At 41.2% G+C, this 14,387-nt stretch carries 16 protein-coding genes; 14 read left to right on the top strand and 2 right to left on the bottom strand.

Features of this window, described 5'->3' with window-relative positions; translation table 11 throughout:
• Positions 1 to 18: 18 nt before the first annotated feature.
• Entirely contained in the window at positions 19 to 1,212 is a 1,194-nt protein-coding gene (gene tuaH / locus M1D65_RS17660; RefSeq protein WP_080474504.1) for a teichuronic acid biosynthesis protein TuaH, read from the top strand.
• Between the two features lie 144 nt (positions 1,213 to 1,356).
• The gene (locus M1D65_RS17655; RefSeq protein ID WP_032726968.1) at positions 1,357 to 2,433 is read left to right on the top strand and encodes an MraY family glycosyltransferase; all 1,077 of its coding nucleotides are present in this window, start codon (positions 1,357 to 1,359) and stop codon (positions 2,431 to 2,433) included.
• Between the two features lie 72 nt (positions 2,434 to 2,505).
• Here M1D65_RS17655 and tagV read toward each other — a convergent pair whose 3' ends face one another.
• Both tagV and M1D65_RS17645 read right to left on the bottom strand, forming a co-directional pair.
• Positions 2,506 to 3,681: a polyisoprenyl-teichoic acid--peptidoglycan teichoic acid transferase TagV gene (gene tagV, locus M1D65_RS17650; protein ID WP_103803401.1), complete on the bottom strand. Its 1,176-nt coding sequence runs from the start codon at positions 3,679 to 3,681 to the stop codon at positions 2,506 to 2,508.
• Positions 3,681 to 4,334 (bottom strand): YigZ family protein, encoded by a 654-nt coding sequence (locus M1D65_RS17645; RefSeq protein ID WP_003227979.1) that lies wholly within the window; start codon positions 4,332 to 4,334, stop codon positions 3,681 to 3,683. Before M1D65_RS17645 ends, tagV begins: the two co-directional genes overlap by 1 nt.
• A 216-nt stretch (positions 4,335 to 4,550) precedes the next feature.
• Between M1D65_RS17645 and degS the strand changes: the two genes are divergently transcribed.
• From degS to M1D65_RS17585, 12 genes are all read left to right on the top strand, one after another.
• The gene (gene degS, locus M1D65_RS17640) at positions 4,551 to 5,708 is read left to right on the top strand and encodes a two-component sensor histidine kinase DegS (RefSeq protein ID WP_003227983.1); all 1,158 of its coding nucleotides are present in this window, start codon (positions 4,551 to 4,553) and stop codon (positions 5,706 to 5,708) included.
• An 82-nt stretch (positions 5,709 to 5,790) separates the two neighbouring features.
• The gene (gene degU / locus M1D65_RS17635; RefSeq protein WP_003219701.1) at positions 5,791 to 6,480 is read left to right on the top strand and encodes a two-component system response regulator DegU; all 690 of its coding nucleotides are present in this window, start codon (positions 5,791 to 5,793) and stop codon (positions 6,478 to 6,480) included.
• A 97-nt stretch (positions 6,481 to 6,577) separates the two neighbouring features.
• Positions 6,578 to 7,423: a DegV family protein gene (locus tag M1D65_RS17630; protein ID WP_003227986.1), complete on the top strand. Its 846-nt coding sequence runs from the start codon at positions 6,578 to 6,580 to the stop codon at positions 7,421 to 7,423.
• A 107-nt stretch (positions 7,424 to 7,530) separates the two neighbouring features.
• Positions 7,531 to 8,922 carry an ATP-dependent helicase ComFA gene (gene comFA / locus M1D65_RS17625; protein WP_133954007.1) on the top strand — a complete coding sequence of 464 codons (1,392 nt, stop codon included), beginning with the start codon at positions 7,531 to 7,533 and terminating at the stop codon, positions 8,920 to 8,922.
• A gap of 59 nt (positions 8,923 to 8,981) precedes the next feature.
• Entirely contained in the window at positions 8,982 to 9,278 is a 297-nt protein-coding gene (gene comFB / locus M1D65_RS17620; RefSeq protein WP_116315796.1) for a late competence protein ComFB, read from the top strand.
• Positions 9,242 to 9,964 (top strand): comF operon protein ComFC, encoded by a 723-nt coding sequence (gene comFC, locus M1D65_RS17615; RefSeq protein ID WP_305090688.1) that lies wholly within the window; start codon positions 9,242 to 9,244, stop codon positions 9,962 to 9,964. The genes comFB and comFC overlap by 37 nt, the downstream gene beginning before the upstream one ends.
• Before the next feature lie 73 nt (positions 9,965 to 10,037).
• Positions 10,038 to 10,457 carry a TIGR03826 family flagellar region protein gene (locus tag M1D65_RS17610; RefSeq protein ID WP_003227995.1) on the top strand — a complete coding sequence of 140 codons (420 nt, stop codon included), beginning with the start codon at positions 10,038 to 10,040 and terminating at the stop codon, positions 10,455 to 10,457.
• 80 nt (positions 10,458 to 10,537) lie between these two features.
• Positions 10,538 to 10,804, top strand: coding sequence for a flagellar biosynthesis anti-sigma factor FlgM (flgM, locus tag M1D65_RS17605; RefSeq protein ID WP_014481049.1), 267 nt, complete (start codon positions 10,538 to 10,540; stop codon positions 10,802 to 10,804).
• 15 nt (positions 10,805 to 10,819) lie between these two features.
• The gene (gene flgN, locus M1D65_RS17600; RefSeq protein WP_456270658.1) at positions 10,820 to 11,302 is read left to right on the top strand and encodes a flagellar protein FlgN; all 483 of its coding nucleotides are present in this window, start codon (positions 10,820 to 10,822) and stop codon (positions 11,300 to 11,302) included.
• Between the two features lie 18 nt (positions 11,303 to 11,320).
• Positions 11,321 to 12,844, top strand: a complete 1,524-nt coding sequence (gene flgK, locus M1D65_RS17595; protein ID WP_046160905.1) for a flagellar hook-associated protein FlgK — start codon at positions 11,321 to 11,323, stop codon at positions 12,842 to 12,844.
• Positions 12,845 to 12,854: 10 nt separating this feature from the next.
• Positions 12,855 to 13,751 (top strand): flagellar hook-associated protein FlgL, encoded by an 897-nt coding sequence (gene flgL, locus M1D65_RS17590; RefSeq protein ID WP_015714797.1) that lies wholly within the window; start codon positions 12,855 to 12,857, stop codon positions 13,749 to 13,751.
• A 46-nt stretch (positions 13,752 to 13,797) separates the two neighbouring features.
• Entirely contained in the window at positions 13,798 to 14,373 is a 576-nt protein-coding gene (locus M1D65_RS17585) for a DUF6470 family protein (RefSeq protein WP_046160904.1), read from the top strand.
• The last annotated feature ends 14 nt before the right edge of the window (positions 14,374 to 14,387 follow it).

Below are 14,387 nucleotides of genomic sequence, written 5' to 3'. Positions count from 1 at the left end.
AGAGAAAAGGTGATGAAGGTGGAAACAAAAGAAGCAATCATTCATGTCATCGTTGCCACTGCTGAATGGGGAAAAGACCAATTGAGATACAGAAGGCACCGGCTGGCAGAATTTTTAGCTGCTCAGGAGGAAACGAAGGAAGTTATTTGGGTATGTCCGGCTCCGCGTGCCCAAGGGAAAGAGTTTCAGGAAGTCCATTCTGGCATCAGGCAATTCGCTGTCAAAGACCTGCTGCAGAAAAAAATGTTTCGTTTCGGACGATATACAGATGCCTTTTACAGACATAAGCTCTCCCCATTAATCGATGAGCTTACACCTGCTTCTGCAAATGGTGAACGCTGCTGTTTATGGTACACGTTTCCCGGATACCCGCTGCTGTCTTCGCTGTATCCTTGGGATCAGGTCATTTATGACTGCAGTGACTTATGGGCGGCACCGATCAGCGGCCGATCAAATCTGCTGTCTGAATTCCGGCGAAAAGTCATTAAATCGGCAGAGCTGAGAATTATACAACGAGCAGATTCAATAACCTGTTCATCAGATTATCTTCACAAGGAAGTAGACAAAAAACTGACTGCAGGACGAGAAAAGGTTCATACTGTGGAAAACGGTGTGGAGTATGAGCTGTTTTCTGCAACTAAACAAGCTCCAGATCGCAGTATACTGCAGGGGAGAGAAGGAACAGTGTTAGGTTTTATCGGCGGAATTAAACCGAAGCTCGATTTTAAAATGATTGAAGAAGCCGCCCTGCAAAAGCCTGATTGGACATTTTTATGGGTTGGCCCGGATGCCACCAATGGTGACGTTTCGTTTCAAGAGCTGCTGAGGCTTCCAAATGTCATATGGACCGGCCCGGCAGATCCGAAAGAAGTTCCGCATTTTATGGAGCTTATCGACATTGGTATCATGCCTTATAAAAAATCATCGTATAATCAAGCTGTGTTTCCGCTGAAACTATTTGAATTTTTAGCGGCAGGAAAACCTGTCGTCGGCTCTAATCTCCCGTCAACCTCAAAAATGCAAAAGCCGTATGTATACGAATATGTAGAAGGTGATCATCCAATTGATTTTATAGCAGCTTGTGAAAAAGTTCTCGAACAAAACGGAGACGAAACCTATAAAGAAATGCGCCGAAACATCGCTCGCACACAAGATTGGAATTGCTTATTTAGACAAATTATGAAATATACAGGGATTCAAAAACATGCGTAGTCCTATAAATTGGGATGCGCGTTTTTTGATTATACGTGTTTCTTTTTGATGAAGCTTGTTATAATAACTAAGGAGAAGGTATAATGGAAGGAACGGTTCTCTATATAAATAAAGACTTCATTTAATCTCAAAGGAGACTTCTTTATGCTTGACGAACGCATGATCCGCATTGTTGTTGCGTTTATTGTCTCGCTGCTGACAGTTTTAATCATGACCCCAATCGTAAAAAGGATTGCGATTAAAATAGGTGCAGTTGACCAGCCCAGCAATCGAAAAGTACATGACAAAATCATGCCCCGTATGGGCGGGCTGGCCATATTTATCGGGGTGGTTGCAGGCGTGCTTGCATCCGGTATTTACACAGAAACAAGGATGACGGCAATTACAGTCGGAGCATTCATCATTATTGTGTTAGGTATTCTTGACGATAAATATCAATTAAGTGCAAAAGTTAAGTTTTTGATTCAATTAGGTGTAGCCATTATGATTGTAAGCACTGGCTTAAAAATGGACTTTTTCTCAGTACCTTTTTTAACAGAACGATTTGAGTTAGGATGGATGGCTTATCCGCTGACGGTATTATGGATTGTCGGCATCACGAACGCAATTAACCTGATTGATGGATTGGATGGCCTTGCTGCCGGTCTTTCTGTTATCGGCCTGTCAACGATCGCTGTCATGGCGCTATCCGGCGGAAAAGTGCTCATTCTGTCACTCTCATTAGTCGTTATTGCCAGCACGCTGGGGTTTTTGTTTTACAACTTCCACCCGGCAAAAATCTTTATGGGAGATACGGGATCACTTTTTTTAGGGTATAGTATTTCGATTCTTTCATTATTAGGCCTGTATAAAAGTGTCACATTGTTCAGTATCGTTATCCCGATTATTATATTAGGCGTACCGATTTTTGATACAACTTTTGCTATCATCAGGAGAATATTAAACAAACAGCCGATTTCAGCGCCTGATAAGTCGCATATTCACCATAGACTGATGGCCTTTGGCCTTTCACATCGGATGTCGGTCTTAGTTATTTATTTAATTGGATTTATTTTCAGTATCAGTGCGATAGTACTTAAAAGTGCCACAATTTGGCTTTCTTTGTTTATTATCTTCATTTTAATTATTTTTATGCAAATCATAGCAGAAGTGACAGGACTCGTGAATGAAAAATTTAAGCCGTTTACAAAGTTTTATAAACGGCTGGTGAAAAGGAATTAAAAATTCCGGCTTATGTGCCGGAGTTTTTTTCTGCGCAAAAATGCCCGATCCTCTAAAAGGACCGGGCATTTTTTAATAGGATGAATCAGTTGTTGAATTCGTTGTACTGTTGTTTGAGCTTGTGCTGCTGTCATTCGAATAGCTGTTTCCGCTCGTCGTCCCGTCAGTTGTTGTGCCAGAGCTGCCAGAGCTGCTTGAGCTGTCAGTCCCGTCTGTTGCATTTCCGGTACCGGAAATGCCAGTGCTTGTATCAGGAGTATAATCTAAATGCTCTTGAAGCGTTTTTCTGACTTTCTCGAGATTTGTAGCATCAGGTTCAAAGTAATAAGTGTTGTTAGGCCCTAAATACAAATCAGAACCTGTAATGCTCAATGTGTCGATTTTTTTGCTGGTAAAGCCGCTGTAAATCTGCTGAAGCGCTAAACCTTCAGTAATGCGAATATTGGTTTCAACGTTTTCGCTGGCTTTTTCTGCGATTTTATCAATTTTAGCAATGTTGCTTGCACTTGACATGCGGTCAATCAGCGCGTTTAAGATTTGTTTTTGTCTGTCATTACGGCCAAAGTCTCCGCGTTTATCCTGTTTTCTCATCCGGGCATATGCTAAGGCTTCTTCGCCGTTCAAATGCATCTCGCCTTTTTTGAAGTAAATCCGTTTGCTTTCGTCTACATCACTTTTTTCATCGAAATCGAAAGGCACGTCAACATCAATACCGCCGACTTCATTAATCACATCTTTAAATCCGTCAAAATCAACTGTGACATATTTATCAATCGGGATTTGCAAGAAGTTTTCAACAGTTTCAACTGTCTCATCTTTACCGCCTTTGCTGTAAGCGGCATTGATCTTCGTCTTGCTTCCCGTTGTGTCACCAGCTAATTGCACACGTGTGTCACGCGGAATGCTCAGCATTTTCATGGTTTTATTTTTGGGATCCAGGGTAACAACAATAAGAGAGTCTGATCTCCCTTTTTGTCCTTTAGTCGCGTAATCCTCTATTCCCATAAATAAAATAGAAAACGGTTTTTTCTTCATGTCTACAACTTCGTTGCGAAGATTTGATTTATTCCCGCGGGATAGGGCATCGTACGATTCATCCGCAGCGTTAATTGTTTTATAAAGTTTATACCCGCCAAGCCCTACAACTACCAATAGTGCAAGGGCGAACAATAACATAATTCTTTTTAAAATTTTCCTGCGTTTGCTCTTTTTCTTTTTTCGCACACGCACTCTAACGCGTTCAGCCATTATTCAGTCTCCTTTATGTGATTGACGGCTTTTTCAAGATACGTCAACTCTCCCTCTTTAATATCACTCTTTCCATTTGTCAGTTCTGTCATCCATTCAGAAAAAGCGTTTGTTTCTTTTTCTTCGACGTATGTTTCGAATTCAACATTTTCTGAATAATGGATTTCCTTTAACAGAAATTGTGACTCCCTTAATTCATTTTCAATCTTGCCAAGCCATGTGTAATCTGCAGAAGTATGCATGATTCGCATAAGCTTCCGTTCTACAACACCTATATGATTTAATCCTTCAGACACTGATTTCCCATAAGCGCGAATTAATCCGCCAGCACCAAGCTTAATGCCTCCGAAGTAGCGTGTAACGACGGCGCAAGTATCCTTCAGCCTGCGTTTTTTTAAAACCTCGAGCATCGGCACTCCCGCTGTACCGCTTGGTTCCCCGTCATCATTGGCTTTTTGGATATGATCATTCTCGCCAATAACATAAGCCGAGCAATTATGAGTCGCATTCCAGTGCTGTTTCTTTATTTTCTGTATAAATTCCTGTGCCTCTTGTTCGGTAGAAACACGGCTTAAATGACAGATAAAACGCGATTTTTCTATAACAATCTCGTGTTCTCCTGCTTCTTTCACAGTAAAATAGCTGTGCAGCATGCTAGCTGACCCTCCTGCTAAGCATAAAAGACTGCCTATACAAATTCGTACAGTCTTTAGAATTTTTGTGCGTATTTTGGTATCATAAAGAGTAGATAGTATATAAAAATGTTTTTTTCTAGAATATACGCATTCTTTCATTATAATTCGACATAATTTGCAGATCAATTACATTTATAATAAAAATATATGACAACGCCGTGACGGAGGGAAATTATGAATAAAACAAAGATGGATTCCAAAGTGCTGGATTCTATTTTGATGAAGATGCTGAAAACCGTTGACGGGAGCAAGGACGAGGTTTTTCAAATCGGGGAGCAGTCACGCCAGCAGTATGAACAGCTGGTCGAAGAACTGAAACAAATTAAACAGCAGGTGTATGAAGTGATCGAGCTTGGCGATAAACTTGAAGTGCAAACCCGCCATGCGAGAAACCGTTTATCCGAGGTCAGCCGTAATTTTCATAGATTCAGTGAAGAGGAAATCCGCAATGCTTATGAAAAAGCCCATAAGCTGCAGGTAGAATTGACGATGATCCAGCAGCGTGAGAAGCAATTGCGCGAACGGCGGGACGATTTGGAGCGCAGATTGCTAGGGCTTCAGGAAATCATTGAGCGGTCAGAATCATTAGTAAGCCAAATTACAGTTGTGCTCAACTACTTGAATCAGGATTTGCGCGAAGTTGGACTGCTTCTTGCTGATGCTCAGGCAAAACAGGATTTCGGCTTAAGAATTATTGAGGCGCAGGAAGAAGAGCGAAAAAGAGTCTCAAGAGAAATCCATGACGGACCCGCTCAAATGCTGGCGAATGTTATGATGAGGTCGGAATTAATCGAGCGGATTTTCCGTGACCGGGGCGCAGAGGACGGATTCCAAGAAATTAAAAATCTACGCCAAAATGTTCGGAATGCCCTTTACGAAGTGAGAAGGATTATATATGATTTAAGACCGATGGCCCTTGATGACCTAGGCCTGATTCCAACTTTAAGAAAATATCTATATACAACCGAGGAATATAACGGGAAGGTCAAAATACATTTTCAGTGCATTGGAGAAACAGAGGATCAGAGGCTAGCGCCTCAGTTTGAGGTTGCGCTCTTCAGGCTCGCACAGGAAGCTGTGTCTAATGCGCTAAAGCATTCTGAATCTGAAGAAATTACAGTCAAAGTTGAGATCACAAAGGATTTTGTGATTTTAATGATAAAAGATAACGGTAAAGGGTTCGACCTGAAGGAAGCGAAAGAGAAGAAAAACAAATCATTCGGCTTGCTGGGCATGAAAGAAAGAGTAGATTTATTGGAAGGAACGATGACAATAGATTCGAAAATAGGTCTTGGGACATTTATTATGATTAAGGTTCCGTTATCTCTTTGACTATGATTTGTAAAATAGAGCCAAAAGGCATATTGACCGAATGCTAGAGTATATAGAACAATAATACAAGGAGGCGTGGCTTGTGACTAAAGTAAACATTGTTATTATCGACGACCATCAGTTATTTCGTGAAGGTGTTAAACGGATATTGGATTTTGAACCTACCTTTGAAGTGGTAGCCGAAGGTGATGACGGAGACGAAGCGGCTCGTATTGTTGAGCACTATCATCCTGATGTTGTGATCATGGATATCAATATGCCAAACGTAAATGGTGTGGAAGCTACAAAACAGCTTGTAGAGCTGTATCCTGAATCTAAAGTAATTATTCTATCAATTCACGATGACGAAAATTATGTAACACATGCCCTGAAAACAGGTGCAAGAGGTTATCTGCTGAAAGAGATGGATGCTGATACATTAATTGAAGCGGTTAAAGTAGTGGCTGAGGGCGGATCTTACCTTCATCCGAAGGTTACTCACAACCTCGTTAACGAATTCCGCCGCCTTGCAACAAGCGGAGTTTCTGCACACCCTCAACATGAGGTTTACCCTGAAATCCGCAGACCATTACATATTTTAACTAGGCGGGAATGTGAAGTGCTGCAGATGCTTGCAGACGGAAAAAGCAACCGCGGAATTGGTGAATCATTGTTTATCAGTGAGAAAACCGTTAAAAACCATGTCAGCAATATTTTACAAAAAATGAATGTAAACGACCGGACGCAAGCCGTTGTGGTCGCCATTAAAAATGGCTGGGTAGAAATGAGATAGTATAATAGGAGACTTGCCTTTTTCTAGGCAGGTCTTTTTTTAGGCTGCCGTTTCCCTTACAATAGAGTTATAAAGCAATAAGGCAGGTATCGAAGCTATGAATATTGCAGTCGTAACAGACAGCACGGCATATATTCCGAAAGAAATGCGTGAACAACATCAGATACATATGATCCCTCTCCAGGTTGTTTTTGGGGAGGAGACTTACCGTGAAGAAATTGAGTTGGACTGGAAAAGCTTTTACGAAGAAGTGAAAAAGCATAATGAGCTCCCGACGACTTCTCAGCCGCCAATCGGCGAGTTGGTTGCGCTATATGAAGAGCTTGGCAAGTCTTATGATGCGGTTATCAGTATCCATCTTTCCAGCGGGATCAGCGGAACATTCAGCAGTGCAGCAGCGGCTGATTCGATGGTCGACAATATTGATGTGTATCCATTTGACTCAGAGATCAGTTGCTTGGCTCAAGGCTTTTATGCCCTTAAAGCTGCTGAATTAATCAAAAACGGAGCATCATCGCCGGAAGATATTATAAAAGAACTGGAAGAAATGAAAAAAACAGTTCGTGCTTATTTTATGGTAGATGACTTAGCTCATCTTCAGCGCGGCGGGCGATTAAGCAGCGCCCAAGCCTTCATTGGTAGTCTTCTAAAGGTAAAGCCTATCCTTCATTTTGACAATAAGGTAATTGTGCCTTTTGAGAAGATTCGCACACGTAAAAAAGCAATTTCGCGAATTTATGAGCTTTTAGACGAAGATGCGAGTAAAGGGTTGCCTATGCGAGCTGCTGTTATCCACGCTAATCGAGAGGAAGAAGCAGCGAAAATCATTGAAGAGCTTTCTGCAAAATATCCTCATGTTGAATTTTATAACAGCTATTTTGGCGCGGTAATCGGCACTCATTTGGGTGAAGGTGCGTTAGGAATTTGCTGGTGTTTTAAATAATGTAAAATCTCCGTTTTTAGAGCGGAGATTTTTTTTATATTCTTATTTTAATAGTTGGACAGAAAATATTCATTCAGGCATACTGTCTCGAAAGGAGGCGGTGCTATGTGAATGTGCCAGTTGAAAAAAACAGTTCCTTTTCTAGAGAATTGCAGCAGACGCTTCGAAGCCGTCATTTGCTCAGGACTGAGCTCTCATTTTCCGATGAGATGATTGAATGGCATATCAAGAATGGATATATCACTGCTGAAAATTCTATATCCATAAATAAACGGGGATATAGATGTAATAGGTGCGGCCAAACTGATCAGCGATATTTTTCTTTTTATCACTCATCTGGAAAGAATAAGCTGTATTGCCGTTCCTGTGTCATGATGGGCAGAGTGAGTGAGGAGGTTCCTTTATATTCATGGGAAGAGGAAAATGCACCAAACTGGAAGTCAATTAAACTGACATGGGACGGCAAGCTTTCAAGCGGACAGCAAAAAGCCGCCAATGTTTTAATTGAAGCAATATCAAAAAAAGAAGAGCTCCTCATCTGGGCGGTTTGCGGCGCTGGCAAAACAGAAATGCTGTTTCCTGGTATAGAATCAGCGTTAAATCAAGGACTGCGTGTATGTATTGCAACACCTCGCACCGATGTTGTATTAGAGCTTGCTCCAAGGCTCAAGGCTGCCTTTCAGGGTGCTGAAATTTCAGCGCTTTACGGAGGAAGCGATGACAAAGGGCGGCTATCTCCGCTTATGATTTCCACTACGCATCAGCTTTTGCGATATAAAGATGCAATCGATGTTATGATCATTGATGAAGTTGACGCTTTTCCATATTCTGCTGATCAAACCCTTCAATTCGCTGTTCAAAAAGCAAGAAAGAAAAACAGCACCCTCGTTTATTTAAGTGCAACACCTCCTAAAGAATTAAAAAGAAAAGCACTGAACGGACAGTTACATTCAGTTCGCATCCCCGCAAGACACCACCGGAAACCTTTACCCGAACCGCGCTTTGTATGGTGTGGAAACTGGAAGAAGAAATTAAACCGAAATAAAATTCCGCCAGCGGTGAAAAGATGGATAGAGTTTCATGTAAAAGAAGGGAGGCCTGTTTTTTTATTCGTTCCTTCCGTTTCTATTCTGGAAAAGGCTGCTGCGTGCTTTAGAGGTGTTCATTGCCGAACCGCATCTGTGCACGCGGAAGACAAGCATAGAAAGGAGAAAGTGCAGCAATTCAGAGATGGTCAGCTCGATCTATTAATCACAACAACAATACTGGAAAGAGGCGTCACAGTCCCCAAGGTGCAAACGGGTGTACTAGGAGCGGAATCACCTATCTTTACGGAAAGCGCACTTGTTCAAATTGCAGGAAGAACCGGCCGGCATAAAGAATATGCGGACGGCGATGTCATTTTCTTTCACTTCGGCAAAACAAAGAGTATGCTCGATGCAAGAAAGCATATAAAAGAAATGAATGAATTGGCAGCAAAAGTTGAATGTACAGACTAGCCATTATTTGAAAACGTGGTACAGTATACTCATATAACCGATGATGAGGAGCTGTAAAAATGCTTGTCAATTCAAAAGAAATCGTAATGAAAGAACTGCTCGACCGATATATGGACCAGCTTCATATGGCCTGTACTTGCCAAGTATGCCAGAACGATGTATTGGCACTTTCTTTAAACAAAGTGAGTCCATCCTACGTTACTGATCTTAAAAAGATCGCATATACGAAAGCTGAGCTGGTAGATAAACAAAAAAACACAGCAATGCTTGTCATTTTGGCTGAATCTGCTGCAGTAGTTTCAGAGAGTCCAAGCGATTTATGTCACACGAAGCAGGAGGAGGTATTCATAAACTGATCTGTTTATTATGTGATTCGCAATTTTCTCAAGATGTTACATGGAGAGCCCTTTTTTTACTAAAGCCTGATGAAAAGGTTTGTTATTCTTGCAGAAGCAAATTAAAGAAAATCACAGGACATATCTGCCCCCTGTGCGGCAGACCTCAATCTGTTCATGCCGTATGCAGGGATTGCGAGGTGTGGAGAACAAGGATCAGAGACAGTTTGCTATTGCGTCAGAACCGTTCAGTTTACACATATAATGATATGATGAAAGAAACGCTCTCCCGTTTTAAATTTAGAGGAGATGCAGAAATCATAAATGCATTTAAAAGTGATTTTTCTTCAACCTTTTCTAAGGTTTACCCCGATAAGCATTTTGTTCTTGTACCTATTCCGCTGAGCAAGGAACGGGAAGAAGAGCGCGGATTTAACCAGGCACAGCTCTTGGCAGAATGTTTAGACCGGCCTTCCCACCATCCCCTCATTCGCCTGAATAATGAGAAACAGTCAAAGAAAAAGAAAACAGAACGCCTGCTGTCAGAGCGCATTTTTGATACAAAAAATAATTCAGCAGAAGGTATGGATATCATTTTAATAGACGATCTTTATACAACAGGCGCCACCTTGCACTTCGCAGCCCGCTGTTTATTAGAAAAAGGAAAAGCCGCTTCAGTGTCATCTTTTACCTTGATCAGAAGCTAAATGATTCTGTTTTTATGCCGATATAATCACTAGAAATTGACACAGGCATATTATCTAATAAGGAGAAAAAAAGATGGGAGAACTGGCTAATTGTCCGAAATGCAATGCTTTATTTTTAAAAACAAAGCTGCAAACCGTATGTCAGGCGTGTATTAAGGAAGAAGAAAAATCATTTGAGACTGTCTATAAATTTTTAAGAAAACAGGAAAACCGGCAATCAACTTTGAGCCGGATAACTGAGGAAACAGGTGTGGAAGAAGAGCTGATATTGAAATTCATCAGGCAGAAGCGAATTCAGATCACTCATCTTCCTAATTTGGCATACCCTTGTGAAAGGTGCGGGACATCGATTAGAGAAGGCAAGTTCTGCAAGGCTTGCCAGTCCGATATTAAGGATCAAATGGATCATTTGAACCACGAGGATGCTCTGAAAATCGAGAAAGAAAATAGTAAAAAAGACACATACTATGCCTATAATACCAAAAACAGCTGATTCCCTAAACTAACTGAAAACGCAGTCGATAAAAGGGTTAAGATTGTTTAAAGACTGCAACGGAAAGCGAGAGGAATCCTATGAAAATCAATCAATTTGGAACACAATCCGTTAATCCATATCAAAAAAATTATGATAAGCAAGCGGTGCAAAAAACTGCTGCACAGCCTCAAGATAAAATTGAAATTTCATCACAGGCTAAAGAAATGCAACATGCATCCGACGCAGTCACTGGTTCACGACAGGAAAAAATTGCGCAGCTTAAAGCGCAAATTGAAAACGGGTCATACAAAGTAGACGCAAATCATATCGCGAAAAATATAATTAATTTTTATAAAAAGCAATAAAAAAGGAGAAAGCCCATGTCAGCGAAGGCAATTATTGAACAATTGAAGCGACTTTGCGTTCTGCATGAGCACCTGCTCACGCTGTCTGAAGAAAAGACGGAAGCGCTCAAAGCCGGCAAAACAAAAGAGCTTTCTAACATTTTGACAAAAGAGCAAAAATATATTCAAGCAATCACGCAGACAGAAGATGACCGGATCAAAACAACTTCGGCCTTTCTCGGATATAGCGAAAATAATACTATTTCCGCATGTATCGCCAAAACCTCAGGCAGTGAAAAGGAAGAGCTGGAACAATTATACGAATCTCTTTCTCAAGTTCTCGGACGTCTGAAAAAAGTAAATGAGATGAATAAGCAGCTGACAAGAGACGCGCTGCAATTCATCTCTATTTCGTACGATATGCTGGTTCCTAAGGAAAATAACTTCAATTACAGCAAATCAATTAAAGCTGAGCTGCCGAAAAGCAGCCAAATGAAACTGTTTGATTCAAAAGCTTAGCAGAAAGGAATTCAGAAAATGACATCTACCTTTATGGGGCTTGAAACTGCAAGGCGGGCGTTAAGCGCTCAGCAGGCAGCGTTAAGCACTACTGCAAATAACGTGGCAAATGCCAATACTGATGGTTATACAAGACAGCGGGTCTCATTGGAGGCAACTGACTATTTCCCTGCTGTATCTAAAAATGCAGAAAAAACAGCGGGACAAATGGGTACGGGCGTTCAAGGAAAATCAGTTGAGAGAATAAGAGATATCTTTCTTGACTACCAATACCGTCTTCAAAACAACAGTGCCGGATACTATGACACGAAGGCAAAAGCGCTGTCCCAAATGGAAGGCGTTTTAAATGAAACGGATGACAGCGGCTTGAACAGTGTGCTCAATTCGTTTTGGAATTCCCTGCAGGAATTATCGAATAATACAAATGAAGAAAGTGCACGTTCTGTTGTTGCTCGAAAAGGACAAGCTGTAGCTGAAACGTTTAATTATATTTCTGAATCACTTACAAATGTCCAATCGAATTTAAAAGCAGAGCTAAATACAACTGTGTTGGATGTCAATTCTCTGCTTTCTCAATTAAACAGTTTAAATAAGCAAATTGCACAAGTAGAGCCGGTCGGGCTTCTTCCGAATGGTTTATATGACCAGCGAGATTTGCTGATCGATAAATTATCCTCAATGGTTGATATCAAAGTCAACTACAACAAATCAGGTGGGAATGCACTTGCATCTGCTGAAGGAACTGTATCAATTGAAATCCTTGATAAAAATAAACAGTCGCTAGGAACTGTTTTGGACGGTAAAAATTACGAGGTTTCAGAACTTGCAGCCAACTATGATAATGAAACTGGGTTAGTATCAAGTATTTCAATCGGGGATACAGCTGTGCAGGCGGAGTCCTTTAGCAGCAAGGGATCCCTTTTAGGATTTATAGAGTCTTATGGGTATATAACAGCAGATGGCCAAGAAAAGGGCGTATACCCGGAAATGCTTTCTGATCTTGACAATATGGCGCTTGAATTCGCGAAAGCTTTCAATGAAGTGCACAGAAATGGTGTGACCAAGAGCGGTGAACAAGGCGGAGACTTTTTTGATTTTACTGGCGGTGAAACTGAACCTGCCAAGGGCGCGGCGGGCAAGATCAAAGTGGCTGACAGCATAATAGATTCAAAAGGCGCAAACATTGCTTTCTCACTGACTGGCGCAGCCAACGATAACGCAAATGCTACAAAATTAGCAAATGTTTTAACCGGTAAAATAACTATTAACGGTAAAGAAACTAGTGTTTTAGATTATTATGCGGGTCTGATTGGCGAGCTAGGGATCGAAGCTCAAGAGGCTAATCGACTGGCGTCTAATACAGAAACACAGCTGAATGATGCTGACATAAACCGTCAGCAAATGAGCGCAGTTTCTTTAGACGAAGAAATGACGAATATGATTCAATTCCAACACGCATACAATGCAGCTGCAAGAATGGTGACTTTACAAGACGAATTACTTGATAAAGTGATCAACGGCATGGGTGTTGGAGGAAGGTAGGTAGAGTCACATGAGAGTAACACAAGGCATGATACAGCAAAACTCACTGAGATATATCGGTTCGAGCTACTCGAAGCTGGATAAACTCCAGTCGCAGATTTCTTCAGGGAAAAAAATCTCAAAAGCTTCCGACGATCCTGTAGTAGCAATGAAAAGCTTAAAGTATAATACGCAACTGTCTCAAGTGCAGCAGTACAAAAGCAATGCTTCTCAAGCCTTTACCTGGCTCGAAAACACAGAAACAAACATTACAGAAGGAATTGACATCCTGTCAAAGGTCAGAGAATTAGCGGTTGAAGCTCAAAATGATACAAACGGCGAGTCGGAGCGGCAAGCGATTGGCGTAGAGGTAAAGCAGTTAAAGGAACAGCTTTTAAATATTGCGAATACACAAGTGAACGGCAGATATATCTTTAATGGCACAAATTCAGATAAGCCTCCGGTTACAGATAACGGAGACGGAACTTATACAATTTCTGATACAGCTGATGTCGTAGTCAATATATCAAATAATATGTCATTGAAAGTGAATTCAGATCCAAAGTCAGCTTTTGGAGGCACTTCTGAAAGCGGGCAGAATGTATTTGAAATGCTTGATTCTTTTGAGAAAGCACTAAATTCTGGTTCGCTAGATGGCATGGACAGTGTTTTAGATGATATTGATCATTTTTCTGACGGCATGAGCGCTGAACGATCTGATCTTGGAGCGAGATATAATCGTCTTGAACTGGTTAATACAAGACTATCAGCGCAAGAAGAAACAGCTACTAAAGTGTTATCAGACAATGAAGATGTAGAACTGGAAGAAGTAATAACTGAATTTATTGCGCAGCAAAGCGTTCACAGGGCTACTCTGGCTGTTAATGCGCAAATTGTTCAGCCTACATTGATTGACTTTTTAAAGTAAGCGGCTCTTAGGAGTTCGCTTTTTTTATAGTTCAGGAGGTAGAGTGATGCAGATTCCCAGATTGATTATGCATAGTGTTCAAGGAAAAATTGGTTTAACAACGACGCCTGCCAGCTTAAAAATGGAGCAGCCTCAAGCTGATCTAGAGATCGAACAGCCGAGTGCGGAAATGGAAATATCGGTGACATCTGGAAAACTCACGATTGACCAGACACAAGCATGGGAAGAATTAGACAGAAAGCATGTTTTCAAGAGAATTGAAGAAGCCGCCCAACAAGGGCATGAGAATGTAATGGAGGGAATAGCACGCACTGCAGAAGAAGGCGACGAGCTTATGAGGATTGAAAATAAGGGGAACCCAATCGCTTCACAAGCAAGGAGGAACTCTGAAATGCACCAAATTCAATTAGGCGAAAATTATGCTCCTTCTCTATCTAGGGTGAAAATACAATATACTCCGTCACAGCTTGATGTTCAGATTACGCCGCGAAAGCCTGTTATTCAGGCTGAGCCGCATAAGCCAATTGTTGAATATACGCCAGGAAATGTTAAGGTTGACATGCTCCAATACCCTGATTTAAATATAGATGTAGAATACCCGAAAGAATCACCCGAAAAGTAAAAAGAAAAGGATCG

Source organism: Bacillus sp. JZ39 (genome assembly GCF_053903145.1).
The sequence above is the reverse complement of the archived record's forward strand: the minus strand, read 5'-3'. Positions and strand labels throughout refer to the sequence as shown.

Coding starts and splice junctions, on each gene's coding strand:
- degS (WP_003227983.1), top strand. CDS start 4,551: ATGAATAAAACAAAGATGGATTCCAAAGTGCTGGATTCTATTTTGATG.
- flgL (WP_015714797.1), top strand. CDS start 12,855: ATGAGAGTAACACAAGGCATGATACAGCAAAACTCACTGAGATATATC.
- M1D65_RS17655 (WP_032726968.1), top strand. CDS start 1,357: ATGCTTGACGAACGCATGATCCGCATTGTTGTTGCGTTTATTGTCTCG.
- comFC (WP_305090688.1), top strand. CDS start 9,242: ATGTCACACGAAGCAGGAGGAGGTATTCATAAACTGATCTGTTTATTA.
- comFB (WP_116315796.1), top strand. CDS start 8,982: ATGCTTGTCAATTCAAAAGAAATCGTAATGAAAGAACTGCTCGACCGA.
- M1D65_RS17610 (WP_003227995.1), top strand. CDS start 10,038: ATGGGAGAACTGGCTAATTGTCCGAAATGCAATGCTTTATTTTTAAAA.
- M1D65_RS17630 (WP_003227986.1), top strand. CDS start 6,578: ATGAATATTGCAGTCGTAACAGACAGCACGGCATATATTCCGAAAGAA.
- flgN (WP_456270658.1), top strand. CDS start 10,820: ATGTCAGCGAAGGCAATTATTGAACAATTGAAGCGACTTTGCGTTCTG.
- flgM (WP_014481049.1), top strand. CDS start 10,538: ATGAAAATCAATCAATTTGGAACACAATCCGTTAATCCATATCAAAAA.
- flgK (WP_046160905.1), top strand. CDS start 11,321: ATGACATCTACCTTTATGGGGCTTGAAACTGCAAGGCGGGCGTTAAGC.
- M1D65_RS17645 (WP_003227979.1), bottom strand. CDS start 4,334: ATGCTGCACAGCTATTTTACTGTGAAAGAAGCAGGAGAACACGAGATT.
- tagV (WP_103803401.1), bottom strand. CDS start 3,681: ATGGCTGAACGCGTTAGAGTGCGTGTGCGAAAAAAGAAAAAGAGCAAA.
- M1D65_RS17585 (WP_046160904.1), top strand. CDS start 13,798: ATGCAGATTCCCAGATTGATTATGCATAGTGTTCAAGGAAAAATTGGT.